Below are 23,534 nucleotides of genomic sequence, written 5' to 3' on the forward strand. Positions count from 1 at the left end.
ATCTCAATCAGGCGCCTTCGACGACCGAAAAGCCTTCGAACTGCGGATGGCCGAGATAGTGCACCTTCGACGTGCCGGTGTTGCGGTGGGCGGCGCGAAAATTCTCGGATTTGGTCCAGGCGACGAAATCCTCATGGCTTGCCCACACCGTGTGCGAGGCAAATAGCGTGTAACCCTCGGGCTCGTTGACCGGGCCGCGCAGCAAGTGGAATTCCCTGAAGCCTTTCATCTCCGAGAGGCTCGAATCGCGGTTCTTCCAGACATCCTCGAAAGCGGTCTCCGAGCCGTTCTGGACCTTGAAGCGGTTCATGGCGATGTACATTGGGCTTCCTCTTGAATTGATGGACGATTTGGCGAAGGTCTGCGAGCTGGTTAAAACGGACCGATCCGCGCCCTGAACACCCAACTTGATAATCCGGTCTCGGGTGGAATGGGCGGGAACGGGGCTTGCTGGCGCACCAGTTTCAAAGCGAATTGGTCTAGTTCGGCAGACCCTGAACTTTCGACAAGCTGCAAGTCGCTGACGCTGCCGTCAGCCATGACGACGAAATAGACCCTGGCATTGTTGCGAGCCTTGGCTTGAATTTCCTTCGAAACGCGCCGGTTAGCGCGGGCAAGCTTCTTTTGAATTTCACCGCCGTAACGAGATTCCATCGCATTGCCAGCCGCGTCCTGGTTTTTACCCTTGCTGGCAACCGCCGGTGCGTCGCGTTCTTCGCCATCTGCCGCACCGCGGGTATCTCCAGATCCGGCTGGAGGGGTCGGCCGCGGGCTCGGGACTGGTGGTTTGGCAGCAGGCAAATCAACGGCGGGCTCGTCGGCGGGCGGTGCCTCTGAACTTTGCGTTTGAACCCCTGGCGGAGTCGACGTCTCAGCGCTTGGGGCGACAGTTTGATCATTCGGGATGGCGGCCGTCAGTGTATCTGGCGCGGCGGTCGCCTGTTCGGCGGCTTCCGGCGCAGGCTTGGGCGCCGCCGGCTCCTTTACCGGTTGAGGCGCCTCGGTCGGCGGCACGGGTCGAACGGCCTCGGGCTTGGCCGGCTGCGGATCGGTTACCAGGGTAACATCGACCGCGTCGGGAGCCTGGCTGTCCAAGGCGCTGCCGACCACCTCGGCGCCCGATTGGTCGGTGCCTTCGGATTGTATCGCGTTACTGGAATCGAATGTCCCTGCGGGTCCGATGAAGAACGCCGCTGCGGCAGCGGCATGGAGCAGGCAGGACGCGACGATCGCCACAGTCCATTTGCGGTCCGCGGCTGCCGGCTGTGCGAGCTCGTCCATCGTAATCGCCGGTTCGTTGCCGGCGTCGGGGAGGGGGGTGATGTCCTGCATGGTTCGCGGCGAGACCTGCCGCGAGCGGGGTGGGATTGTCAAATCAAGATCGGTTGCCGGCCATGACGGCGGAGCTGCGACGGGTCGTGTCGCATTGTCGTGCAGGAAGGCGGGATGCAGGCCCACCTCAGACGCCGAATGCGATACCGGTCTTGGTCTGCGTCTTCAGGCCGCGCATGCAGGCGCCCGGTTCGACGCCGGCGCATTCGGTGGCGCTGTTGATCAGCACGCGGCTGAGTTTGGTGCAGTCGGTGCCGGCGAGGTCGAAGCGGGTCACCTTGGTCTTGCCGGCCGGCAGGTCCTTGAAGTCGAGCACGCTCAGGCGGTCGACAATGCCGGCCTCGTTGAACAGCGCGATTTCGAATGCCGCCTTGGAAAGATCGGCGCCGAGCGCATTGTTGACGACGAAGGTCAGCCGGCAACCCTTTTCGGAGGGCTGCGCGGCATTGAGCTCGAGGCTGAGTTGCGGAGCCGACGCGGACTGAGCCCACGCCGGCATCAAGCCAAGCGACATCGCCAGCGTCGAGGTCAGGAGGCGAAGCGATGCCGTCAAACTTGTCATGGGTGTCAGCCTCCAAAGCGCATGGTTGCGGCCAACTTCAGCGTGATGCCGGGTTCATAGATGACGGCGGTGGTACCGCCGTTCAGCGGGTTGGTGTATTTGACGTCGAACAAATTGTCGGCGCGGAAGTCCACCTTCAGATTGTCGGTGGCCTGGTAACTGGCGAAGGCGTTGACCAGAGTATAATCCTTGGCCACGGGGTTGCCCTTCGGCTTGCCGTTGTACTGCACCTCGCCGCCGACGGTCAGCTTGTCCTGAAGGAAGCGGAAGCCGAGCTGCCCGGTGACCTGCGAGGACGGGATGGTGGCAAGGTCGGCCCGCACGCCTTCATCGGAGATGGTGTGGCCGTTGATGATCGAGGCTGAGAGGCCAGCATAGCCCCAGCCGGCATCGTAGACGCTTTCCAGTTCGAAGCCGTTGATCTTGGCCTGGGCGACGTTCTGGTACTGGAAGCAGATCGGGATGCCGGGGCCGAACGGGCAACCGCTGGTCGGGTCGAATGCCGACAACGTGACGCCTTCGATGTAGTCGTCGACATCGTTGTGGAAGTAGCCGGCCTTGAGCCGGAACGCGTCGCCGGCCTCGATAAGGTCGTTCAGCTTGTAGTTGACGCCGAATTCAGTGGTCTTGCCGGTTTCTGGCCGCAGGTTCGGATTGGGCAGGAACGGGAAGGTGACGCCCGCCGGATGGTTGCCGCTGATCAGCGTTTCGGTCAGCGACGGCGAGCGGTAGCCTTCCGCGTAGGTGCCATAGAACTGCAGGCCCGCCAGGCTGGCGCTTTCGAAGGGCGTGACACCAACGGTGATGCGCGGCGACAGACGATCACCTGACGTTTCGTGGGTGCTGTCTTCGAGGCTGTAATTGTCGTAACGCAGCCCGGCAATGACCTCGAGCCAGTCCCAGGTGAGCTTGTCCTGGATGTAGGCGCCCGAAACACTACGCTTGCCCGATGGGGTGTAGAAGCTGTCGCCGCCGGCGGTGCCGCCGGTCTCGACATCGTCACCCACCCAGTCGCCGCCATAGGTCAATTCGTGCGCAACACCGGCTGTTTCGAAGCGCGACGTGTTCCAGATGTCGACGCCGGCCGTGCCAACGTCGAAGGTCGAGGTCGAACCGACGGGCAGCAGCACGGGAAGGCCGGTCGACGGATCGAAGCGGTTCTGCGGGACCAGCGTGGTGAGGTCGAGATTGGTCTTGTTGTAGGAGGCGTTGATGTGGAGGTCGAGCCAGCTCTTGGCGTCGTCAGTGATGTTGTAGCGGGCGGTGAAGGTGTTCGACTTCAGGTCGACGTCGTTGGCCGGCACGCCGCCGCTGGTTTCCGTCCAGCCGTCGCTCGAGCCGACCCAGCCGAGCTTCAATTCGCTGTTCTCGCTCGGGCGGATTGTGGTCTTGAGCAGGCCGCTCAGCACGTCGAAACCGGTACCGGCGACGGTGTCGCCGCTGCCATTCTTGTAGTCGCCGTAGTCGCGGTAGACGATGTTGCCCAGCACATCCAAATCGTCGTTGAATTTGTAGGCGCCGCTGGCGCTGGCGGTCCAGCCCTTGCCGTTGCTTTCATAGCGCCCGGTGACGGAGCCGGCCCAGGTTTCGCCCGATCTGAGGAAATCCACCGCATCCTTGGTGTCGAAGAAGACGACGCCGCCAATGGCGCCGGAGCCGTAGGTGTTGGCGGTCGGTCCGCGAATGACGTCAACGGATTTGATGAGCTCGGGATCGACATAGAAGGTCGACTGCGTGCCGTGGTCTGAGCGCTGGAAATTCTGCCTGGCGCCGTCGACGATGACGGCGACGCGACCGAAATCCTGCAGGCCGCGGATGTTGATGCTGGAGCTGACGCGTCGCGCATCGGCCTGCACGGCGACACCAGGCACACCGAGCAGCATTTCGTTCGGCGTCGTCGCCATGCGGCGGTCGAGCTGTTCCTGGTCGACATGGCTGGCTGAGGCCAGCGATTCGATTGCCGTCTCGCCGGTGCGGCTGATGACGAGGATCTTGTCCAGCAGGGTCGCGCCGGCGGGCGCCGGCTTGGTGTCTTCGGTTTTCCTGGTCTGGTCGGCCTGGTCAGCGGCCGGCTGAGCAGCCTGCTGAGCGCTGGCCGGCGATGTCAGCAGCGCGATCGTCGCTGCCCCCGCAAGCAAGGCTGCCATTGCCTTTGCCATAGGCCGATGCACCGGATCGGCGTTCGCCAGACCCAGTCGTCCACAATTTCCCAAGCCCATGCCCCAACTCCAAAATTCCAGGTTCGATGCTGGCTGGCTTGGTGCTCGCTGGCATTTTTCATTCTGTCCGGCGTCTTAAATGTTGACTCATTTTGTCCGGTATTGCACTGACTAATAAACATGATTATTCGAGTCAAGAATGAATCGGCATTTTTACAACGCTAGCCAGTTGCCCGGCACAGGAAAGGGATCGAAAGAGATGAACACCCACAATCCCAACGACTTCCGTTACCGCGTCCGCCGTTCCGAGGAGACGCCGACCCGCTTCGACCGGGTGCCGCTGGCGGTGCGGACGCTGTCCTCCAACACGCTGTTCCAGGGCGAGCACGAGATCGGCATCGAGCACCATGGGGCGCTCTATCGGCTGAAGATCACCCGCCAGGGCAAGCTCATCCTCAACAAGTGACGAAACAGCCAGGCAGGCCAAAACGCCAGGCAGGACAGGTAAGCAGGACATGGACCAGCGCGTAAAATCCGCACCGCATGAAATCCGGCGAGCGCGGGCAGACAATCCGAAAGCGCGCGAGCGCGATCTTGCCGCCGAGCTCGGTATTTCCGAAGCCGAGCTGGTGGCCGCGCGTTGCGGCGACGGTGTCGTGCGCGTCGAGCCCAGGGTCAACGATCTTCTGACCGGCCTCGACGCCGTCGGCGAAGTGATGGCGCTGACCCGCAACGAAAGCGCGGTGCACGAGAAGATCGGCGTCTACGACAAGGTTGTCACAGGCGCGCACAATGCCATGGTGCTGGGCGAAAACATCGACCTGCGTATCTTTCCAAAGGTCTGGGCGCATGGCTTTGCCGTGGAAAAGCGCGACGGTGGCGACATCCGCCGCAGCCTGCAATTCTTCGACGCGGCCGGCGATGCGGTGCACAAGGTGCATCTGCGGCCGGCGTCCAATCTCTATGCCTACCAGAAGCTCGTGGCCGCACTCGAATCGCCGAACCAGGAGGCGACCGTGTCTATCGCAGGCCTGGCCGACGACGACGCGGAGACGTCGGGCATTGCCGCAGACATCGATGATCTGCGCGACCGCTGGAGCCGGCTGACCGACGTCCACCAGTTCTTTGGCATGTTGAAAGCGCTGAAGCTCAGCCGCCGCCAGGCCGTGCGCATGGTCGGCCAGGACTATGCCTGGCTGCTCGACAATCACGCCATCGGCGCCATGTTCCACCATGCCGCCGCCGACGGCATGCCGATCATGTGTTTTGTCGGAAACCGAGGCTGCATCCAGATCCATTCCGGCCCGGTCAAGTCGATCAAGCCGATGGGGCCGTGGATCAACGTCATGGACGAGACCTTCCATTTGCATCTGCGCACCGACCACATCCAGGAGGTGTGGGCGGTGCGCAAACCGACCAAGGACGGTCATTCACCTCGCTCGAAGCCTATGGCGCCGACGGCAAGATGATCATCCAGTTCTTCGGCAAGCGCCGTGAAGGCGAGGGCGAGCGCGACGACTGGCGGTTCCTTGCCGAGAACCTGCCGCGCATTCCAAGCCCGACCGCAGCCTGAGGAAACGACGATGATTTCACTGTTCAGGACGCTTGCCGCGGCCATGGGCCTGTCGCTGTTTATTGCCGCCCCAGTGCCGGCCAGCGAGAACGTGGCCGTGTTGGCCGACACGTCGCGGATCGTGGCGATCGGCGGTTCGATCACCGAGATCGTCTACGCGCTTGGCGAGGAAGGTCATCTCGTCGCCCGCGATTCGACCAGCCGCTACCCCGCCGCCGCGGTCGCGCTGCCCGACGTCGGCTATATGCGCCAGCTGTCGCCGGAAGGCGTGTTGTCGGTCAATCCTTCGGGCATTCTGGCGCTGCATGGCAGTGGGCCGAAGGAAGCGGTCGATGTGCTGAAAAAGTCGAGCGTTCCGTTCATCGACGTGCCCGAGCATTACAGCCATGACGGCATCCTGGAAAAGATCCGCATCGTCGGCAAGGCGCTTGGCGTCGACGCCAAGGCCGAGACGCTGGTGGCTGAGACCGACGCCAAGCTGAAGGCGGCCGAGAAGCAGACGGCGTCGATCAAGCAGCGCAAGCGCATCCTGTTCGTGCTGTCGATCCAGGGCGGCAAGATCCTGGCCGCCGGCACCGACACCGCCGGTGACGGCATCATCAAGCTCGCCGGTGCCGTCAATGCGGTCGAAGGTTTTTCCGGCTACAAGCAGATGTCCGACGAGGCGATCGTCACTGCCAGGCCGGACGTGATCCTGGCCATGAAGAATGCCGGCCCGCCGATTGCGGAGGCCGAGCTGTTCGCCATCCCGTCGATCACCTCGACGCCGGCGGGCGAAGGCCGCAAGCTGACCCTGATGGATGGCAGCTATCTCCTCGGCTTCGGGCCGCGCACGGCCGATGCCATCCACGATCTGGCCGCCTCGCTCTATGGCAGCCAGGTCACGGACTGAGCCGATGGTGGATCAGTCGATCGCCGGCGCGGCGGGCAAGGTGGCCGAGGGCGATCGTTCCGGGCGCGCTCGCCTGGTTATTGTGCTCCTGTGTGTGGCGCTTGCCCTTTCGATGTTCCTGTCGCTGAGGTCGGGCGCTTCCGATGCATCGGCCGTTGGTGTCATTCGTGACTGGCTGACCGGCGCCACGCCGGACGACGCCGCGCTTGGTGCCCGCGACCGGTTGATCGTCTACGATATCCGCATGCCGCGCGTACTGCTCGGTGTGCTCATCGGGGCGGCACTGGCCGTATCGGGTGCGGTCATGCAAGGCCTGTTTCGCAACCCGCTCGCCGATCCCGGCCTGATCGGCGTTTCCGCCGGGTCGAGCCTCGGCGCGGTCGCCGTCATCGTGCTCGGCACGACGTGGCTGGCGCCGCTCACTCTGGCGCTCGGCGGGCTGGCCTTGCCGCTCGCCGCTTTCTGCGGCGGCCTTGCGGTCACGCTGGTGCTCTACCGCGTCGCCACGCGGCAGGGGCGCACATCGGTCGCTACCATGCTGCTTGCCGGCATTGCGCTCGCAGCCCTTGCCATGGCGCTGACCGGTATCCTGATTTTCATGGCCGACGACCGGCAGTTGCGCGATCTGACCTTCTGGCAACTGGGCTCGCTGGGCGGCGCGACCTGGCCGAAGATCGCTTCCGTCGGTCCGATCATCATCCTGGCGCTTGCGGCAATGCCGTTCCTGGCCAAAGGCCTCAACGCCCTGGCGCTCGGCGAGGCGACGGCCGGACATCTCGGCATCCCGGTACAGCGGCTGAAATACACCGCGATCGTCGGCGTCTCGGCAGCGGTCGGCGCCTCTGTCGCAGTCAGCGGAGGCATCGGTTTTGTCGGCATCGTCGTGCCGCATCTGCTGCGGCTGCTGATCGGTCCGGACAATCGCTATCTCTTGCCGGCTTCGGCGCTGCTCGGCGCCTCGATGCTGCTGATTGCCGATGCCGTCGCCCGCGTCATCGTGGCGCCGGCCGAACTGCCGATCGGCATCGTCACGGCGATCGCCGGCGCACCGTTCTTCCTCTGGATCCTGCTGCGCAAGCGCGGGGTAATCGACTTGTGAGGCGGCATGATCGAAGCACGCGATGTCTCGGTGGCGATCGGCGGCAAGCGCATTGTTGCCAATGTCGATTTCGTCGCGCGGCCGGGCGAAATTGCGGCAATCGTCGGACCCAACGGCTCGGGCAAGACGACGTTTTTGAAGGCGTTGTCGGGCGATCTGGCGTTTACGGGGACAGTGGCCGTCAACGGGCGCGACCTCTCCGAGATGAAGCCGGTGGAGGCCGCGACCGTGCGTGCCGTGCTGCCGCAGACCGCGACGCTGTCCTTTCCCTTCACCGTGCACGAAGTGGTCAGGCTCGGCCTTATCGGCGGCCGTTCCGGCGTTCTGCCGGGCGAAGATGATCGTCTGCCCGAGCGGGCGCTGGCGCGGGTCGACCTCGACGGCTTTGCCGGCCGCTTCTATCAGGAGCTTTCGGGCGGCGAACAACAGCGTGTGCAGCTGGCGCGCGTGCTGTGCCAGGTCTGGGCGCCGGTGCTCGACGGCAAGCCGCGCTATCTCTATCTCGACGAGCCGGTCTCCAGCCTCGATATCAAGCACCAGCTGATCATCATGAACATCGCCCGCGATTTCGCCCGGCGCGGCGGCGGTGTGATCGCCATCCTGCACGACCTCAATCTGACGGCCATGTATGCCGACCGGATTTTCGTGATGCATCGCGGCCGGCTCGCCGCCGACGGTTCACCGCAGGAGGTGCTGAGCGACGATCTGATCGAAAAGGTGTTCGATTGTCGGCTAAGGGTCGGTGTGTTGCCGGCGGCGAACATGCCGTTCGTCTTGCCGCAGTCAGCCGCCTAAAGCGCGTCGCGTTTGAACGGACTCAGGCGACGCGCTTTAGGTCTTTGTTTTTATGCATGTCATTGTCTCAAAACCGGGGCCACTTTTGAGCGACATGCACTAGAAAACTCAGGCGGCCGGTGCTCGCTGGACCAGCATGTCGATGCCGAGCAAATGACGCACATTCGGGCGCGCCGCCACCATATCGGCGATCGTGTAGCGGGAAAGCACGGCAAAGAAGGCGTTGAGCGCCTCGCGCAGCGCCGAATTCAGCTGGCAGCTGTCGACCAGCGGGCATTCGGCGGCGTCGTTTTCGAAGCACTCGGCCATGGCAAAGCTCTCTTCTGTCACCCGTACGACGTCGAACAGGCTGATCTGCTCGGCGGGGCGGCCGATCCTCACGCCGCCATTCCTGCCGCGCACTGTCTCGACCAGGCCATGCTCGACCAGCGGCTGCAGGATCTTGAACAGGAAAAGCTCCGACACCGAATAGGCGGCCGCAATCTCGGGGATGCGGCTCAGGCGATCGTTGTTGGCGGCGCAATACATCAGGATGCGCATGGCGTAGTTGGTCTGGCGCGTCAGCCGCATTTCATTCCTCACCGAGTGCTGGCGCGCTGGAACTGCACCAGATTTTAGATTGTGCTGGTGCAGCTTTCTCACCCGGAGTTTCGGATTCGCCCACACTGGCCTGATCGGAATATGGCCTATACCTTGGAACAATTCCAGACTGGGATTGCATGATAGATGAACATTCTTGTCAACTTTGCGTGCGAAACCGGCAATTCCCGGACGAAATCGGCCCATCCGATCATGCTACGGGCCCAAACACCCCCTAAATAGCCCATGCCAGATAGCCAAGAGATCGATGAGGAGCGGCGTATCATGTCCCAATCGGCTTCGTCCCTGGCGCCTGGCGGTTTTGATGCCGAGACGGGCGCCAAGCTTTTCGCGTTGCGGCGGACAAAGTTCCTCGCCACGGCTGCGCTGGTGCTTTGCGTCGTGGTTTTTGCCGTGGCCAAATCGTTCGAGGCCAAGTATCCGTGGCTGGGCTTCGTGGCGGCCTTCGCCGAGGCGGCGACCATTGGCGGCCTGGCCGACTGGTACGCGGTGGTGGCGCTGTTCAAGCGGCCGCTGGGCCTGCCGATCCCGCACACCGCCATCATCCCAGCGAACCAGAACCGCATCGCCGATAATCTGGGCCGCTTCATCGAGGTCAATTTTCTGGCGCCCGGGCCGGTGCGGGAAAAGCTGGCCGAGGTCGATTTTGCAGCACTCGTCGCCGACTGGCTGACTGACGCCGAACGCTCTGCCGGCCTGTCGCGCTTCGTCGTACGGCTGGTCCCGCAGACGCTTGCGGCGATCGAGCAATCCGGCCTGCGGAGCTTCGTCACCAGCCGCATGCTGGAGCAGATCGACAAGGTGCCGCTGGCGCCGCTCGCGGCCGAATTGCTGTCGGCACTGACCGACGACCGCCGCCACCAGAAACTCTTCGACGAATTCACCAGGGTGATCGGCCGGTTCCTGAACGATGAAGAGGCGCTGGCGACCATGCGCGAGAAAATCCGCGAGGAATTGCCGTCGCTGTTCAACCTGTTCAGAGCCGACGCCTATCTGCTGAAAAAGATCGTCGCTTCCGCCGGTTCGCTGCTTGACGAGGTGCGGGCCGATCCCGACCATCCGATGCGCGCCGAATTCGACCGTTTCGCGCACAGCTTCATCGAGCGGCTCAGAACCTCGAAGCAATACGCCAAACGGGCCGAGAAGCTGAAGCGCGATTTCCTGGCGCGGCCGGAAGTGAAGTCGCTCGCCGGCGACATGTGGCAGAGCCTCAGCGTGTTCATCGAACAGGACGCCAAGGCGGAGAATTCGATTGTTCGCGCGCATCTCGCCAACATGTTCGTCGAGGTCGGCCGCCATCTCTCAGGCGATCCGCAGATCAGGGCCGACATGAACCGGGGCTTTGTCGTGGCGCTGTCGTCGTTCGTGGAGAGCCAGAAGAGCGGTGTGTCGACATTCATCGCCGACCAGGTCAAGCGCTGGGACCTCGCCCAGCTGACGAGGCTGATCGAGATGAACATCGGCAAGGACCTGCAATATATCCGCTTCAACGGCATGATTATCGGCGGATTGGCGGGTATCGTGCTCTACACGGCGGAGAGGCTGTTTCTCGCTGGCTGATGCTGCATTTGCCGCTGAATTGCTTGGGCGTGCGAATGGACACACGGCGCGCGAGTGCTATTGTCCAGAACAGGGTTCAGCATTTGCGACAACTGGGGAGCACGAGCAATGGCCAAACAACCCGACTCCGATTCGTTCCTGGACATGTTCAGCCGGTTCGGCCGTGACCTGAAGGTGCCGAATGTCGAGGCGATCCTCGCGCATCACCGCAAGAACCTCGAGGCGCTGGAAAGATCGGCGCGGGCGGGAGCTGCCGGCGCGACCTCATTGTTGTCCAGACAGCGCGAGATGCTGCAGGACACGCTGCGTGAAGTCAGCGACATGGCGCAGAGCTACAAGGCGCCGGGCAATCCCCAGGAACTGATGACAAAACAGGCGGAGTTCGCCAGGAAATCCTTCGAAGCCGCCCTGAAAAATGCCGGCGAAGTGGCCGAGCTGGTCAAGAAATCCGGCACCGAATCGATCGAAATCCTGCGCAGCCGCATCAAGGAAGCGATGGAGGAAATCCGCTCGGGCTATGACAAGAAGTGACTCTCAACGCAACCATGAGAGGAGTGGCCGGTTGCGGCGCATGAGCATGGACGAGGGACGCTGTTTGGCGGAAAATGGCGGAACGGAATCGCAACGGGCGAATTGACAGGAGCCGTCCGTTCGTGGTCCGAGGCACTGGGAGCCACCGGGAAAGCAGGAATGACGGAACTACGGCCGAAAACGCCGCCGACCTTCGAGCAGTTAAGGGCGATGGCCGGGCAGGAGCTCGGCGTGTCGGAATGGACGACCGTCGACCAGAACCGCATCAACCAGTTTGCCGAATGCACAGGCGACCATCAGTGGATCCACGTCGATCCGGAGCGGGCGAAGCGGCAGAGCCCATTTCGCACCACGATCGCGCATGGCTATCTGACGCTGTCGATCATCGGCGCGCTGGCGCTGGGCATGGGCATCGTCCCCGAAAACACGCAAGCCGCCTTCAATTACGGCTTCGACAAGGTGCGGTTCCTGGCGCCCGTCAGGGTCGGCGCACGCATCCGGCTGCGCACGACGCTGTTGTCGGTGGAGGACAAGGGGCCGGGCCAGTATCTGATGAAGGCCGCCAATACGGTCGAGATCGAGGGCGAACAGAGGCCGGCGCTGACCGCCGAAACGCTGGTCATGCTTTATGAGCGGCGCAAGCGGGCGGGAGCGTAAGCTCCCTATCTTCGGTCATGATGGCTGTTGCCGCACCGACAGCCTGCCGCCGGCGCGGGTCGAGAGCAGTGCCAGCAACAGCGCAGCCACCGCCAGGACCGTTGCCGTCTGAAAGGTAACCTGCATGCCGCGCGCGGCTGCCGCTGAGGTCAGCATGTCCTGGCTTTGCCGTTCTCCCGTCGAGGCAGCCGCAAAAATGGCGCCCATAAGCGATGCGCCGGTGATCAGGCCGAGATTGCGCGACAGATTGAGCAGGCCGGACACCACGCCGCGCTCGCCGGCAGCGACACCGCTCATGACGGCGGCATTGTTGGATGTCTGGAACAGGGCGTACCCGAAGCAGGTGACGGCGATCGGCACGATATAGCTGGCAATGCCGAGTTTTGTTGCGGCGAGCGACAACAATGAGGTTCCGACGGCAAGACTGAACAGTCCGACGACCATCATCCTGTGCGCGCCGAAGCGATCGGTGAGGCGGCCGGCGACGAGCGCCGAGAGCGCGGAGACCAGCGGACCTGTCGACAGGACCACGCCGACCATCGCAGCATCGAGCCCCAGCGCTCGCGACAGATAGAATGGAGCGACCACCAGGGTCGCCATCATCACTGTGGCGACAACGAGGTTCGTGGCGAGGCTGGCGCTGAGCCGGATGTCGTACAACCGGGCAAGCCGGATCAAGGGATTCTTCGCCCTCTTCTGCGCGACGCCGAACAGAACGACGCCGATGCCGGCGGCAACCAGCAGGCCGGTGTTGAGGGCGCCGAAATGGCCGCGGCCGAGCGTCATGGCCAATGCATAGGCGGCCAGCGTCAGGGCCAGCAAGACCGTCCCGATCGCATCGAAGCTGTTTTGAGCTGCTTCCGCAGTCTTGTCGCGGGCAGGCAGGGCCAGCGAGGCGAGGGCAAAGGTCAGGAGGCCGAGCGGCACATTGACGAGGAAGATCGCCCGCCAGCCGAAGCCGGCGATCAGCAAGCCGCCGAGCGAGGGTCCGAGCGTCGTGCCGATCGCCGACATGGCGCCGAGCAGGCCCATGGCGCTGCCGGTTCTCTCCTTGGTCACGGTCTCCGCGACAAAGGCCAGCGTCAGCGCCATCATCAGCGCGGCACCCAGTCCTTGTACGGCGCGCGCCGCAATCAGCAGCCAGAGCGTCGGCGCCAGGCCGCAGAGCACCGAAGCCAGTGTGAACAGCGCGATGCCGCCGAGCAGCAACGGCCGGCGGCCGAGCATATCGGCCAGCCGACCGGCGCTGACGATCAGGGCCGTGATGGCGAGCAGATAGGCGAGAACCACCCATTGCACGGACTGGAACGGCGCACCGAACGCCTGCATGAGGGAAGGCAGTCCGACGCTGGCAATGCTGGTTCCAAGCGACGACAGCAGCGTGGCGAGCGACAGGCTGGCCAATGCCAAGACAGGAGAGTGGGCCAGGCCTGCGGACCGGGTGTTGTGCGGCGCCGATGCGCACTCGTTCTGCTCAGCAATTGCCATGGCGATTTCCTCCTTGTCAGTCCCGCAACCGGACCTGTCGGAGATCTAGTCGTCAGGATGGAATGGCGGAAGGCGCATCATTTGCATCTTATTCGTGCACCAAACGCCATGGCATGTGCTACAATCCGCCGATGGCATCGCCAGATCTCAATCTGCTGTTCGCTCTCGACGTCCTGCTGACCGAAGGTAGCGTGGCTCGCGCGGCAACCCGGCTGCGGCTCAGCCCTTCGGCGATGAGCCGCACGCTGGCGCGGCTGCGGGAAGCGACCGGCGATCCGCTGCTGGTCCGCGCCGGCCGCGGCCTGGTCCCGACGCCGCGCGCGGAGGCATTGCGGCAGCAGGCCGGCCGTGTCGTCCACGATGCGGAAACGCTATTGCGTCCCGCCAGGCTGCTCGATCTGGCAAAGCTGAACCAGATCTTCACGCTGCGCACCAATGAAGGGTTCGTCGAGGAATTCGGGCCGCGTCTTGTCGCCCGCATCCAGGCCGAGGCGCCGGGCGCGCGGCTGCGCTTTAGGCCCAAATCCGACAAGGATGTCGCCTCGCTGCGCGACGCGGACATCGACCTCGAAATCGGCGTTGCCGGCGAGGCCGGACCTGAAGTGCTGATACAGGCGCTGTTTCGCGACCGCTTCGTCGGTGCTGTGCGAGCCGGCCACCCTTTGAGTGAAGGCGCGGTAACGCCTGAACGCTACGCGGCCGGCCGCCACATCAGCGTTTCACGGCGGGGTCGGGAAAGAGGGCCGATCGATCAGACTTTGGCGCTGCTCGGCCTGCAGCGAACCGTGGCGTGCATGGTCTCCGGCTTTTCGGCTGCACTCTCCATGGCGCGCGCTTCGGACCTTATTGCCAGCGTGCCCGAACGGCACACGCAAGGCGCACGCGCCGGCATGGTCAGCTTTCTGCTGCCGGTCGCCACGGTGGAGGTCACCATCTCGATGCTCTGGCATCCACGGCTCGATGCCGATCCGGCGCAACGCTGGCTGCGAGATTGCGTTCGGGAGGTCTGCGCGGCCTCCCGCTGAGCCCTCAGCGCGCCATTGCCCCCTTGAGCACCCTGAAAATCCGCTCGTCCTGGCACTGGGCAACGTTGAAGCGCAGGAAGCGGCTGGCGGTTCCCGACAGGCTGAATGCGTTGCCGGGCGCCAATACGATGTTGTCGGCCAGCGCGCGGCGGGCGATTTCAGCCGCGTCCACGCCATCCGGCAGGCTGCACCATAGGAACAAGCCGGCCGGTTGGTCGATCCAGGGCGTGATGCCGATCGCCTTCAGGCGCGCGCCCGTCTCGCCCATGGCGCGGGAAAGCCGCGCGCGCAGCAATTCCATGTGCTTGCGGTAGCTGCCGTCCCTAAGCAGCGTCAGCACCAGTTCGGCCGCCAGCCGGCCGCCGCCGAAGGTGGTGGCAATCTTGAGGTCGGTGAGTTGCTCGATCCAGTCGCGCGGTGCCGCGATGAAGCCGCAGCGAACCGATGCCGATAGCGTCTTGGAGAAGCTGCCGATATGGACGACGCGGTTGAGGCCGTCGAACGCCGCCAGCCGGGGCGCGGGGCTGTGCTCGAAATCGGCGAAGATATCGTCCTCGATGATGGTCAGGTCCGACTGGTCGGCGAGTTTCAGCAGCCGGTGCGCGGTGACCGGCGACAGGATCGCGCCGGTCGGGTTGTGGATGGCGGAATTGGTGATGTAGAGGCGCGGTCTGTGCTCGGCCAGTGCCTGGGCGAACAGCTCGATATCAGGCCCGGATGGCGTGTAGGGCACGCTGACGACCTTGGCGCGGTGGGCGCGCAGCAGCGCGTGGAAATTGAAATAGCAGGGGTCGTCGACCAGCACGGTATCGCCGGGTTCGATCAGGAAGCGGCACAGAAGATCGATGGCCTGCGTGCCCGATTCGGTCAGCATGATCTGTTCGGGCGAGACCTCGATGCCGTGGCCAGCCATGCGCCGCGCGAGCAATTGCCTGAGCGGCGGCAGGCCGAGCGGCGTGCCGTAATCGGCGAGGTCGACATCGTCGGCGCGCGCCACGGTGCGCAGCGCCCGGCGCAAGGCCGCCTGCGGCATCCATGAGGCCGGCATCCAGCCGCAGCCGGGTTTCAGCATCTCGTCGCCGGCTTCCAGCGACTGGCGCGAAACCCAAAGCGGATCGACAGCGCGGTCGAGCCGAGGGCCGATCTCGGCCAGCGATAGCGGCGCCAGCGATCCGGCGGCATAGAAACCCGAGCCCGGCCGCGAGCGGATCGCGCCTTCGGCAGCAAGCCGCTCATAGGCTTCGACGACGGTGGATTTGGACACCTGCATGGCCTTGGCGAAGGCGCGGATCGAAGGCAGCCGCGCGCCCGGCGTCAGGCTGCGCGCGGCAATCCGCTGGCGGATGGTCGCCATGACAGTTTCGACCAGAGTGGCCGCGGCAACAGTGCGTGCGGTGTCGACTTCCAGAACGAGACCAGTCATCTGTATTGCTCAATCAGCCATTACAGTTTGATGGAATTGTACTGCATTGTCTCTGGCTGCACCATAGGCACGTGCCCGATAGAGGGCGAAAGCAATGGAGCCTGGAATGGACAAGACCGCGAGCGGCTGGGTGAACGGATTCATCGGCGTGTTGATCTTCTCAGGCTCGCTGCCGGCGCGGCGCGGCGCCGTGGCGGAGTTCGATCCGACATTCCTGACCTCGGCCCGCGCCGCGATTGCCGGGCTGCTTGGTCTCGCGATGCTCGTCCTGTTCCAGCAGAAGCGCCCGGCGCGCAGCGATTTTCTGTCGCTGGTGATCGTCGCCCTTGGGGTGGTTGTCGGCTTTCCCTTGCTCACCGCTCTGGCGCTCAAGCACGTCACCTCTGCCCACTCTATCATCTTCGTCGGCCTGCTGCCGCTGGCCACCGCGATCTTCGGCGTGCTGCGCGGTGGCGAGCGTCCGCGCCCGGCCTTCTGGCTGTTTTCCTGCATCGGCAGCGCGCTGGTCGCCGGTTTTGCCCTGATGCAAGGCGTGACGGCCTCACCTGTCGGCGACGGCCTGATGCTGGCCGCAATCATCGTCTGCGGATTGGGCTATGCCGAGGGGGCCGCATTGTCGCGCAGGCTGGGCGGCTGGCAGGTGATCTGCTGGGCGCTGGCGATCTCGCTGCCGATCATGCTTGTGCTGACCTTTGCGACGCTGCCGCCATCCTTTGCCGGCGTCGGCTCCGGCGCCTGGGTCGGTCTCGCCTATGTCTCGCTGTTCAGCATGCTGATCGGCTTCGTGTTCTGGTATCGCGGCCTGGCGCAAGGCGGCATCGCCGCGGTCGGGCAGTTGCAACTGCTGCAGCCCTTCTTCGGCCTCGCGCTGGCAGCGTCGCTGCTGCACGAGCAGGTCAGCCCGCTGATGGTGGTCGTCACGCTCGGCGTGGTGGCTTGCGTGTTCGGGGCGAAGAAGTTTGCACGCTAGGGGTTTGGTGGTGGAGGGCGACTCCGCCCTAGAACTTCGTCACCACCCCAATGCCAATCCCCTCGAACCCGCCCATTGCCATCAGCGCCGCAGGCGCCTCGTCGAGGCTGATCTTTCTGCCGACCAGCAGTTCGGGCTTGAGCTTGCCGGTGCGGATCATCTCCATCATTGCGGGGTAGCGGTAGGCCTGCATGCCGTGGCTGCCGAGGATTTCCAGCTCGAAGGCGATCACCTTGTCCATGGGCACTTGCGGGCGGGCGTGTTCGCCCAGCATCAGGCCGACCTGCACATGGCGGCCGCGCCGGCGCAGGTTCGCGATCGAATTGAACGAGGTCGTGGAGTGGCCGAGCGCGTCCATAGACATATGCGCCCCGCCATTGGTGATCTGCTTGACCGCCTTGACCACGTTCGGCGTGGTCGAGGCGTTGATGGTCGCCACGGCGCCGATCTTTCTGGCGAAGTCCAGTTTCTCGTCGGTGAGGTCGATGGCGATGACATTGGCGCCCATGGAACTGGCGATCATGATCGCCGACAGGCCGACGCCGCCGCAGCCATGCACCGCCACCCATTCCCCCGGCGTCACCCGGCCCTGGTCGACAATGGCGCGAAACGAGGTGACGAAGCGGCAGCCGAGGCTGGCGGCGGTGGCGAACTCCATCTCCTCGGGCAGGCGCACGAGATTGGTGTCGGCATGCTCGATGGCGACATATTCGGCAAACGATCCCCAGGCGGTGAATCCCGGCTGCGTTTGTTGTTCGCAGACCTGATGATTGCCCGAATTGCATTCGAAGCAGCGGCCGCAGCCGACGCAGAACGGCACGGTGACGCGTTCGCCGGCCTTCCAGCGGGTCACCTGCTTGCCGACGGCGACGACGATGCCGGCCAGTTCATGGCCCGGCACATGCGGCAGCGTGATGCCGTCATCATGACCCATCCAGCCATGCCAGTCGCTACGGCAGAGCCCGGTCGCCTCGACCTTGATGACGACGCCGTCGGCAGCCGGTTTCGGATCCGGCACGGTCAGGATTCTCGGCGTCTCACCGAATTTTTCGAAGACGACGGCTTTCATCGGCAACTCCCCGTGCTCTGCTCCGGCATTGTGAGCCTATTCGGCATCTATCTGATTCTCCGGCGCCGCCTTCTGAAAGGCCGGCAGCGCCATGCAGGCGGCGTGGATGCGCGAGATCTCGGGGTAGGGTGTCAGGTCGACGCCGAAGCGGGCGTTGCTGGCGATCTGGGCGACCAGGCAGATGTCGGCGAGGCCCGGTGCGTCGCCATGGCAAAATGTGCCGGTCTCATCCGATGAAGCCAGAATCTTTTCAAGCGGCTGGAACCCTTCGTTCACCCAGTGGCGAAACCAGTGGATGACATCCTGGTCGCCGGCGCCGAACAAAGTGCGCAGCGAGGTCAGCACGCGCAGATTGTTCACCGGGTGGATGTCGCAGGCGATCATCTGCGCCAACATTCGCACGCGCGCCCGGCCGAGCGCGTCCTTCGGCAACAGCGGCGGTTCGGGATGGGTCTCGTCGAGATATTCGATGATCGCCAGCGACTGCGTCAAAAGCGTGCCGTCGCCCAGGATCAGCGCCGGCACCAGCCCCTGCGGATTGACCGCCAGGTAAGCCGGCTCCAGATGGTCGCCATGACGCAGATGATGCGGCACGTAATCGTAGGTCAGGCCCTTCATCTCCAGCGCAATGCGTGCGCGATAGGAGGTGGAGGAGCGGTAGTAGTTGTGGAGGACGAGGTCGCTCATTGGATCACGGCTTGTCGGTGGAATTTTGGCCGATCGAATCTTGGCCGACAGTGATCTCGATGGTGCCGATGCCGTCGACGCCGCCGGTCATCGTCTGGCCCGGCACCACCGCGCCGACGCCGGCCGGCGTGCCGGTGAAGATCAGGTCGCCCGGTTGTAGTACAACCGCACCGCTGCAGATCGAAACGATATCGGCGATCGGCCAGATCAGTTCGGCGAGGTCGCCCTCCTGTTTCACCGTGCCGTCGACGGCGAGCCAGATGCGGCCCTTTTGCGGGTGGCCGGATTTGGCGGCTGATACCAACGGGCCGCAAGGCGCCGAGCGGTCGAAGGCCTTCGACCAGTCCCACGGCCGCGCCGCTTTCTTGGCCTCGTCCTGCAGGTCGCGGCGGGTGAGGTCGATACCGGCGCCGTAGCCCCAGACATGGTCGAGCGCTTGCGCGCGCGGGATGCGGAAGCCGGCCTTGCCGATCGCCGCCACCAGCTCGATCTCATGGTGCAGGTTTTTGGTCAAAGGCGGGTACGGGACCGTGGTGCCGCTATCGACCACCGCATCGGCCGGCTTGGTGAAGAAGAAGGGCGGGTCGCGTTCGTCATTGCCGAGTTCGCGGGCGTGCGCGGCGTAGTTGCGGCCGACGCAGAAGATGCGGCGCACCGCAAAGCGCTCGGCCGAGCCGGCGACGGCGACCGATGGTGTTGCGGGCAGGGGAAGGACGAAGTCTGTCATGCGCGGGTCTCTGCTTGGGATCTTGACGGCACATTTGACCGATTTGAACCCCCGGGCAAGGCATCAGCGTCCGCAAAAGCACGAGCTGCGCCTTGATTGTCGGATAAAGTCGGCTTCGCCTCCGGGGGTTAAGATGGCGATAGACTATTTGCCAATAAGCTGGCCATACCAGCGGGAGTATCGTGCCCACGGAGAACTGAAACAAACACCATGACCGCAATCAACGATCGCGCCCGGTTTCTGATCATCGACGACCATCCGCTGTTTCGCGAGGCGCTGCACAGCGCCGTGCAGATGGCGTACCCGGAAGTCGACACGGTGGAGGCGCGCTCGATTGCCGAAGCGCTCGATCTCCTGGGTGGGATAAAACCGTTCGATCTGGCGCTGCTCGATCTCAACATGCCCGATGTGCATGGCTTTGACGGGTTGCTGCAGCTGAGGACCCGCCATCCGCGGCTGCCGGTGGTCGTCGTCTCGGGCTATGAGGAGCCGAAGATCATCTCCGAGGCGTTGTCCTATGGCGCTGCCGGCTTCATCCCGAAATCGGCGCGCAAGAGCGATCTTGCGGCCGCAATCCGCTCGGTGATGGAGGGCGCGATCTATGTGCCGGAGACCTATGAGGGACAGCCGCCCGACGCCGACAGCGCCGACCGCGCCGACATGGTGCAGCGGCTGGCCAAACTGACGCCGCAGCAGCTGCGCGTGCTGCAGATGCTGCGCCAAGGCCTGCTCAACAAGCAGATCGCCTACGAGCTGCAGGTCGGCGAGACCACGGTCAAGGCGCATGTCTCGGAGATCCTGCGCAAGCTCAACGTCTACAGCCGCACGCAAGCGGTGATCGAGGTGTCGAAGCTGGACAATGCGGAGCTGTTTCGCGATCAGGCCGGGTTTTGATCTTTACCCTCCCCCTTGTTGGGAGGGTCGATCCGCGAAGCGGAGCGGGGTGGGGGACCTTGGCGCTGCACCCCGCCCCGGCGTTGCGCGCCGACCCTCCCCATCAAGGGGAGGGTATGGGGCTCAAGCCAGCAGATGCGCCAGCAGCGCCCTTAGCTGCGCCGGTTTCAGCGGCTTGCGCATCAGTTCGATGCCGGCGGCGCGGGCGGCTTTGGCGACGGCCTCCGATCCGTCGGCGGTGACGATCAGCGCCGGCACGGCGCGGCCGAGATAATCGCGCACTTCGGCTATTGTTGCGGTGCCGAGGTCGCCGTCGTCGAGATGCTGGTCGGCAATGACGATGTCGGGCACCCAGTCGGTGTCGCCGAGCAGGCTGAGCGCATCCTCGGTCGAGGTCGCGGCACGCACCAGGCACTGCCAGCGCTCGAGCAGGAAGGTCATCGCCTGCAACACATCGGCGTCGTTTTCGACCAGCAGCACCTTGGTGCCGAACAGGCCGTAGCCGCGCGGCCGCTCCATCTCGGCAAGGCTGGCGATGGCGTCGGCGCTGGCGCCGATGCCGACCGGCACATCGATGTGGAAGATGGTGCCGCGCCCGACTTTCGACGAAAACGTCACGGGGTGGCCGAGCGCGGCGGCCATGCGCCGCACGATGGCAAGGCCCAGCCCCAGCCCGCCGCCGGAAATTCCGGTATCGGCCGGAATGGCGGAGCCGCGATGGAATTCCTCGAACACCGCCTCGCGCTGGTCGTCGGGAATGCCGCAGCCGGTGTCGGCGACATCGATGCGGATGGTGTCGCCGCGATGCCTGGTGCCGACCAGCACGCCGCCCGAGCGGGTATAGCGCAGCGCATTGGACAGGATGTTCTGCAGGATGCGGCGCAAAAGCGTGCGGTCCGAACGCACCACGGCGCTGACCGGGCGGAATTTCAGTGTCAGCCCCTTCAGCTTGGCAACCGGCTTGAAATCCGAGCGCAGCGACGAAAACAACGTCTCCAGATTGACGTCGCCAATGTCGGGCTGGACCACGCCGGCGTCGAGCTTGGAAATGTCGAGCAGCGTGCGCAACAGGTCTTCCATCGTCTCCAGCGAGCGCTCGACCTGACGGACGAGTTTCTTGCCCTCGTCGCTGGTCTGCACTTCGGCCAGTGCCGAGACCGAGAGGTGGGCGGCGTTCAGCGGCTGCAGCACGTCATGGCTGGCGGCGGCCAGGAACCTGGTCTTGGACAGGTTCGCCAGCTCGGCGTTTTCCTTGGCGGCGCTGAGGTCGATGTTCGACTGTTCCAGCCGGCGCAAGGTCGAGTGCAGTTCCTCGGTGCGCATGCGCACCCGGTTTTCCAGTGAAATTGCAGTCTGGAACAGCGAGAAGGCATTGCCCTGCTGGTCCATCGAGCGCTCGACGCGGCTGACCAGAGCGGCGTTGATCTTCTTCAGCCTGTCGACGTCGTCGATGTCCCTGAGCGGCATGGGCTATTCCGCCGCCTGGCGTTCGCCGAAGGCGATGCCGGTGAAAGTCTGGTTGAGGTGCATCGAACGATACTGTTCGCCATAGGTGCCGAAGCCGATGACATTGTTGACCCGGTAAAGCTCCGAAATGTCGCGGAACACCTGGCGGTTGCGGGCGTCGAGCCGGCGCAGCACGCAATCGAAGCCGAGGATCATGTCGATGCCGCCGAGCCGCTCCTCGACGTCGCGCAGTGCGGCGCGCGTCGATTCCACCATGTCCTTGGGCTGGGCGATGGACAGCACGACGCCGTCGTCGATGGCGCAGAAGAACGACAGCGAGCCGTCGGGATGCATCTTCTGGATCGAGCGGCAGTAGTATTCGCCGCCCACCTTCACCACAACGGGGTGAGAGGCGAAGCTCAGCGGCGTCAGGTTCTGCGCAACGATGCCGACCGAGGCTGCATATTCCTCGGCCGCATTGGTGGCGTTGAACTCGCGCACGGTGCGGTGGTCCGGGTCGGATGCCGTCACCACCAGCTTTTCGTCGGTGGGGATGAAATTGTCGGTCTTGAAGACGTGGAAGGGAATTTCGGTAGCAATCAACACGATGATGGCGCTGTCTGACGCCACCTTGCCGTTCGAAATCAGACTGGTGGTTTCGAATTTGAGGTCGTCGCCCGCCGAACCGCCGAGCAGCGGGATGTCGTCCAGCCCCCAATGGATGGCCGAGGTCACCGCTTCCTCGGCAAAGGACAGGCCGTCGATGAAGCAGAGCGCGAAGGTGCTTTTGGTATGGCAACAGCCGAGGCGCCCGCGCAGTAGGCGCCGCAGGGCCTCGACTTCATCAGTGATCCTGTCCATGCCCGACGAGGAGAGATTGTCGACCATGGTGCTGACCGCCGAAAACGACGCGGAGGGAAAGAGCAGCGCCAGCACATGGCCTTCCTCCAGGCCCTGGGGGGTAATCTCGCCGGCGGTCGAGCAGGCGGCGTAGGCCAGCGTCGGCGCGTGGGTCTTCAGCCCTTGCGAAAGGACGCTCGCGTCAAACAGGCTCTGGGAGAAGAACAGCAGGGCAAAGCCGGCATCGATGGCTGCGGCCTCGACGGCGACCGCCAGGGCGAATGCATCGGCGTCGGGCTCGTCGGTGGTGAGCGCCGACAGACCGGATGCATAGCTCGTCCGTGAACTGGCCAGAGGCTTCCTCCCGATATCCTCCGACGCTTCCTGCGCGCGCCCGTTTTATGTCTCTCGGCGCGCTGGCGTCGAGGGCATTGTTGCCCCCTATTCGCTCTTTGGCAATGGGGCGGACAGGCCCATGATTTTCGTTTTCTCCATGACCGAAAGTACAATGAGCGCCGTGTGTTTTTTGCGCTTTGTGCAGTGTACCAATAGCGCATGGCCGAGCGCCAAAGCCGCATCGGCAGCATGACTACCAAGGTCATACCCAGGGAGGATGCATGTCGGACGTTTCGTTTGTCGTGAACGGAAAACGGATCAGCGGCGCTGCCGAGGACCGAACGCTTCTGGTTCATTTCCTGCGCGAAAATCTTGGTCTCACCGGAACGCATGTCGGTTGTGACACCTCTCAATGCGGCGCCTGCGTCGTGCATGTCGACGGCAAGGCGGTGAAGTCCTGTTCGATGCTGGCCGTGCAGGCCTCCGGGTCGACCGTGGTGACGATCGAAGGGCTTGCCAATGGCGGCGACCTGCATCCGATGCAGGCCGCGTTCAAGGAACATCATGGGCTGCAATGCGGCTTCTGCACGCCGGGCATGATCATGACCGCGACCGACATGATCGCGCGCCATCCCGAAGGCCTCGATGAGGCGACGGTGCGCGCCGATCTCGAAGGCAACATCTGCCGCTGCACCGGCTACCACAACATCGTCAAGGCGATCCTCGCCGCATCGCAGACTATGGCGAAGGTGCCGAAGGGCAGGGCGAAACAGGCAGCGTAAGAAAGAAGCGAGTAGCGAATAGGGAGTAGCGAGTAGTCGGTTTAGCCGAACCGCTCCGAGCACAATTCCCCACTCACTAATCACTAT

General features: G+C 64.1%; 23 protein-coding genes and 1 pseudogene. 12 read left to right on the plus strand and 12 right to left on the minus strand.

What is annotated here, in order from left to right:
* Positions 1 to 7 precede the first annotated feature (7 nt).
* The 4 genes from hmuQ to NKH35_RS11705 form a co-directional block, all read right to left on the minus strand.
* Positions 8 to 322 (minus strand): heme-degrading protein HmuQ, encoded by a 315-nt coding sequence (gene hmuQ, locus NKH35_RS11690; protein WP_023673856.1) that lies wholly within the window; start codon positions 320 to 322, stop codon positions 8 to 10.
* A gap of 50 nt (positions 323 to 372) precedes the next feature.
* On the minus strand, positions 373 to 1,332 hold the full coding sequence (locus NKH35_RS11695) for an energy transducer TonB family protein (protein WP_023673857.1): 960 nt from the start codon (positions 1,330 to 1,332) through the stop codon (positions 373 to 375).
* Between the two features lie 127 nt (positions 1,333 to 1,459).
* Positions 1,460 to 1,894 (minus strand): hypothetical protein, encoded by a 435-nt coding sequence (locus NKH35_RS11700; RefSeq protein WP_023673858.1) that lies wholly within the window; start codon positions 1,892 to 1,894, stop codon positions 1,460 to 1,462.
* Positions 1,895 to 1,899: 5 nt separating this feature from the next.
* Positions 1,900 to 4,041 (minus strand): TonB-dependent hemoglobin/transferrin/lactoferrin family receptor, encoded by a 2,142-nt coding sequence (locus NKH35_RS11705; protein WP_352914600.1) that lies wholly within the window; start codon positions 4,039 to 4,041, stop codon positions 1,900 to 1,902.
* 271 nt (positions 4,042 to 4,312) lie between these two features.
* Here NKH35_RS11705 and hemP point away from each other — a divergent pair, with 271 nt between their 5' ends.
* The 5 genes and pseudogenes from hemP (at position 4,313) to NKH35_RS11730 (ending at position 8,412) form a co-directional block, all read left to right on the plus strand.
* Entirely contained in the window at positions 4,313 to 4,519 is a 207-nt protein-coding gene (gene hemP, locus NKH35_RS11710; protein WP_023673860.1) for a hemin uptake protein HemP, read from the plus strand.
* A gap of 49 nt (positions 4,520 to 4,568) precedes the next feature.
* Positions 4,569 to 5,626 (plus strand): annotated as a pseudogene (locus NKH35_RS11715) (hemin-degrading factor).
* Between the two features lie 10 nt (positions 5,627 to 5,636).
* A complete protein-coding gene (locus NKH35_RS11720; protein ID WP_031194752.1) occupies positions 5,637 to 6,518 on the plus strand; it encodes a heme/hemin ABC transporter substrate-binding protein in 882 nt (293 codons plus the stop codon).
* 4 nt (positions 6,519 to 6,522) lie between these two features.
* Positions 6,523 to 7,617, plus strand: a complete 1,095-nt coding sequence (locus NKH35_RS11725) for a FecCD family ABC transporter permease (RefSeq protein ID WP_286488223.1) — start codon at positions 6,523 to 6,525, stop codon at positions 7,615 to 7,617.
* A 6-nt stretch (positions 7,618 to 7,623) separates the two neighbouring features.
* Positions 7,624 to 8,412, plus strand: coding sequence for a heme ABC transporter ATP-binding protein (locus tag NKH35_RS11730; protein WP_023815471.1), 789 nt, complete (start codon positions 7,624 to 7,626; stop codon positions 8,410 to 8,412).
* Positions 8,413 to 8,520: 108 nt separating this feature from the next.
* Here the strand turns inward: NKH35_RS11730 and rirA are convergent, their stop codons facing one another.
* A complete protein-coding gene (gene rirA / locus NKH35_RS11735) occupies positions 8,521 to 8,982 on the minus strand; it encodes an iron-responsive transcriptional regulator RirA (protein WP_023672640.1) in 462 nt (153 codons plus the stop codon).
* A 294-nt stretch (positions 8,983 to 9,276) separates the two neighbouring features.
* Here rirA and NKH35_RS11740 point away from each other — a divergent pair, with 294 nt between their 5' ends.
* From NKH35_RS11740 to NKH35_RS11750, 3 genes are all read left to right on the plus strand, one after another.
* Positions 9,277 to 10,572 carry a DUF445 domain-containing protein gene (locus NKH35_RS11740; protein ID WP_352914604.1) on the plus strand — a complete coding sequence of 432 codons (1,296 nt, stop codon included), beginning with the start codon at positions 9,277 to 9,279 and terminating at the stop codon, positions 10,570 to 10,572.
* A gap of 108 nt (positions 10,573 to 10,680) precedes the next feature.
* Complete coding sequence (locus tag NKH35_RS11745) at positions 10,681 to 11,103, plus strand: phasin family protein (RefSeq protein WP_023672638.1); 423 nt, start codon at positions 10,681 to 10,683, stop codon at positions 11,101 to 11,103.
* Between the two features lie 159 nt (positions 11,104 to 11,262).
* Positions 11,263 to 11,760: a MaoC family dehydratase gene (locus NKH35_RS11750; protein WP_023681725.1), complete on the plus strand. Its 498-nt coding sequence runs from the start codon at positions 11,263 to 11,265 to the stop codon at positions 11,758 to 11,760.
* Positions 11,761 to 11,775: 15 nt separating this feature from the next.
* Here NKH35_RS11750 and NKH35_RS11755 read toward each other — a convergent pair whose 3' ends face one another.
* Positions 11,776 to 13,248, minus strand: coding sequence for an MFS transporter (locus tag NKH35_RS11755; RefSeq protein WP_023735265.1), 1,473 nt, complete (start codon positions 13,246 to 13,248; stop codon positions 11,776 to 11,778).
* Between the two features lie 131 nt (positions 13,249 to 13,379).
* Here NKH35_RS11755 and NKH35_RS11760 point away from each other — a divergent pair, with 131 nt between their 5' ends.
* The gene (locus tag NKH35_RS11760) at positions 13,380 to 14,273 is read left to right on the plus strand and encodes a LysR family transcriptional regulator (protein ID WP_023688168.1); all 894 of its coding nucleotides are present in this window, start codon (positions 13,380 to 13,382) and stop codon (positions 14,271 to 14,273) included.
* Positions 14,274 to 14,277: 4 nt separating this feature from the next.
* Here the strand turns inward: NKH35_RS11760 and NKH35_RS11765 are convergent, their stop codons facing one another.
* Positions 14,278 to 15,696: an aminotransferase-like domain-containing protein gene (locus tag NKH35_RS11765; RefSeq protein ID WP_352914608.1), complete on the minus strand. Its 1,419-nt coding sequence runs from the start codon at positions 15,694 to 15,696 to the stop codon at positions 14,278 to 14,280.
* Positions 15,697 to 15,802: 106 nt separating this feature from the next.
* On the opposite strand from NKH35_RS11765, the gene NKH35_RS11770 reads away from it, so the two are divergent.
* Positions 15,803 to 16,666, plus strand: coding sequence for a DMT family transporter (locus NKH35_RS11770; RefSeq protein WP_352914610.1), 864 nt, complete (start codon positions 15,803 to 15,805; stop codon positions 16,664 to 16,666).
* 28 nt (positions 16,667 to 16,694) lie between these two features.
* Here the strand turns inward: NKH35_RS11770 and NKH35_RS11775 are convergent, their stop codons facing one another.
* The 3 genes from NKH35_RS11775 to NKH35_RS11785 are packed head-to-tail and all read right to left on the minus strand — an operon-like array spanning position 16,695 to position 19,149.
* Positions 16,695 to 17,735: a zinc-dependent alcohol dehydrogenase family protein gene (locus NKH35_RS11775; RefSeq protein ID WP_023735269.1), complete on the minus strand. Its 1,041-nt coding sequence runs from the start codon at positions 17,733 to 17,735 to the stop codon at positions 16,695 to 16,697.
* 36 nt (positions 17,736 to 17,771) lie between these two features.
* Entirely contained in the window at positions 17,772 to 18,422 is a 651-nt protein-coding gene (gene maiA, locus NKH35_RS11780; RefSeq protein WP_023688172.1) for a maleylacetoacetate isomerase, read from the minus strand.
* A 4-nt stretch (positions 18,423 to 18,426) separates the two neighbouring features.
* A complete protein-coding gene (locus NKH35_RS11785; protein WP_352914612.1) occupies positions 18,427 to 19,149 on the minus strand; it encodes a fumarylacetoacetate hydrolase family protein in 723 nt (240 codons plus the stop codon).
* A gap of 210 nt (positions 19,150 to 19,359) precedes the next feature.
* On the opposite strand from NKH35_RS11785, the gene NKH35_RS11790 reads away from it, so the two are divergent.
* Positions 19,360 to 20,043, plus strand: a complete 684-nt coding sequence (locus NKH35_RS11790) for a response regulator (protein WP_023672627.1) — start codon at positions 19,360 to 19,362, stop codon at positions 20,041 to 20,043.
* Between the two features lie 123 nt (positions 20,044 to 20,166).
* Here the strand turns inward: NKH35_RS11790 and NKH35_RS11795 are convergent, their stop codons facing one another.
* Both NKH35_RS11795 and NKH35_RS11800 read right to left on the minus strand, forming a co-directional pair.
* Positions 20,167 to 21,510, minus strand: a complete 1,344-nt coding sequence (locus tag NKH35_RS11795) for a hybrid sensor histidine kinase/response regulator (protein ID WP_023672626.1) — start codon at positions 21,508 to 21,510, stop codon at positions 20,167 to 20,169.
* Between the two features lie 3 nt (positions 21,511 to 21,513).
* A complete protein-coding gene (locus NKH35_RS11800; protein WP_352653838.1) occupies positions 21,514 to 22,698 on the minus strand; it encodes an FIST N-terminal domain-containing protein in 1,185 nt (394 codons plus the stop codon).
* Positions 22,699 to 22,946: 248 nt separating this feature from the next.
* On the opposite strand from NKH35_RS11800, the gene NKH35_RS11805 reads away from it, so the two are divergent.
* Complete coding sequence (locus NKH35_RS11805) at positions 22,947 to 23,447, plus strand: (2Fe-2S)-binding protein (protein ID WP_352914615.1); 501 nt, start codon at positions 22,947 to 22,949, stop codon at positions 23,445 to 23,447.
* Positions 23,448 to 23,534 lie beyond the last annotated feature (87 nt).

Source organism: Mesorhizobium sp. M1143 (assembly GCF_040318435.1).
Lineage (GTDB): Bacteria > Pseudomonadota > Alphaproteobacteria > Rhizobiales > Rhizobiaceae > Mesorhizobium.

Bases quoted from the DNA above. Each gene is read 5' to 3' on its own strand.
- hmuQ (WP_023673856.1), bottom strand. From the start codon at position 322: ATGTACATCGCCATGAACCGCTTCAAGGTCCAGAACGGCTCGGAGACC.
- NKH35_RS11695 (WP_023673857.1), bottom strand. From the start codon at position 1,332: ATGCAGGACATCACCCCCCTCCCCGACGCCGGCAACGAACCGGCGATT.
- NKH35_RS11700 (WP_023673858.1), bottom strand. From the start codon at position 1,894: ATGACAAGTTTGACGGCATCGCTTCGCCTCCTGACCTCGACGCTGGCG.
- NKH35_RS11705 (WP_352914600.1), bottom strand. From the start codon at position 4,041: ATGGCAGCCTTGCTTGCGGGGGCAGCGACGATCGCGCTGCTGACATCG.
- hemP (WP_023673860.1), top strand. From the start codon at position 4,313: ATGAACACCCACAATCCCAACGACTTCCGTTACCGCGTCCGCCGTTCC.
- NKH35_RS11720 (WP_031194752.1), top strand. From the start codon at position 5,637: ATGATTTCACTGTTCAGGACGCTTGCCGCGGCCATGGGCCTGTCGCTG.
- NKH35_RS11725 (WP_286488223.1), top strand. From the start codon at position 6,523: ATGGTGGATCAGTCGATCGCCGGCGCGGCGGGCAAGGTGGCCGAGGGC.
- NKH35_RS11730 (WP_023815471.1), top strand. From the start codon at position 7,624: ATGATCGAAGCACGCGATGTCTCGGTGGCGATCGGCGGCAAGCGCATT.
- rirA (WP_023672640.1), bottom strand. From the start codon at position 8,982: ATGCGGCTGACGCGCCAGACCAACTACGCCATGCGCATCCTGATGTAT.
- NKH35_RS11740 (WP_352914604.1), top strand. From the start codon at position 9,277: ATGTCCCAATCGGCTTCGTCCCTGGCGCCTGGCGGTTTTGATGCCGAG.
- NKH35_RS11745 (WP_023672638.1), top strand. From the start codon at position 10,681: ATGGCCAAACAACCCGACTCCGATTCGTTCCTGGACATGTTCAGCCGG.
- NKH35_RS11750 (WP_023681725.1), top strand. From the start codon at position 11,263: ATGACGGAACTACGGCCGAAAACGCCGCCGACCTTCGAGCAGTTAAGG.
- NKH35_RS11755 (WP_023735265.1), bottom strand. From the start codon at position 13,248: ATGGCAATTGCTGAGCAGAACGAGTGCGCATCGGCGCCGCACAACACC.
- NKH35_RS11760 (WP_023688168.1), top strand. From the start codon at position 13,380: ATGGCATCGCCAGATCTCAATCTGCTGTTCGCTCTCGACGTCCTGCTG.
- NKH35_RS11765 (WP_352914608.1), bottom strand. From the start codon at position 15,696: ATGACTGGTCTCGTTCTGGAAGTCGACACCGCACGCACTGTTGCCGCG.
- NKH35_RS11770 (WP_352914610.1), top strand. From the start codon at position 15,803: ATGGACAAGACCGCGAGCGGCTGGGTGAACGGATTCATCGGCGTGTTG.
- NKH35_RS11775 (WP_023735269.1), bottom strand. From the start codon at position 17,735: ATGAAAGCCGTCGTCTTCGAAAAATTCGGTGAGACGCCGAGAATCCTG.
- maiA (WP_023688172.1), bottom strand. From the start codon at position 18,422: ATGAGCGACCTCGTCCTCCACAACTACTACCGCTCCTCCACCTCCTAT.
- NKH35_RS11785 (WP_352914612.1), bottom strand. From the start codon at position 19,149: ATGACAGACTTCGTCCTTCCCCTGCCCGCAACACCATCGGTCGCCGTC.
- NKH35_RS11790 (WP_023672627.1), top strand. From the start codon at position 19,360: ATGACCGCAATCAACGATCGCGCCCGGTTTCTGATCATCGACGACCAT.
- NKH35_RS11795 (WP_023672626.1), bottom strand. From the start codon at position 21,510: ATGCCGCTCAGGGACATCGACGACGTCGACAGGCTGAAGAAGATCAAC.
- NKH35_RS11805 (WP_352914615.1), top strand. From the start codon at position 22,947: ATGTCGGACGTTTCGTTTGTCGTGAACGGAAAACGGATCAGCGGCGCT.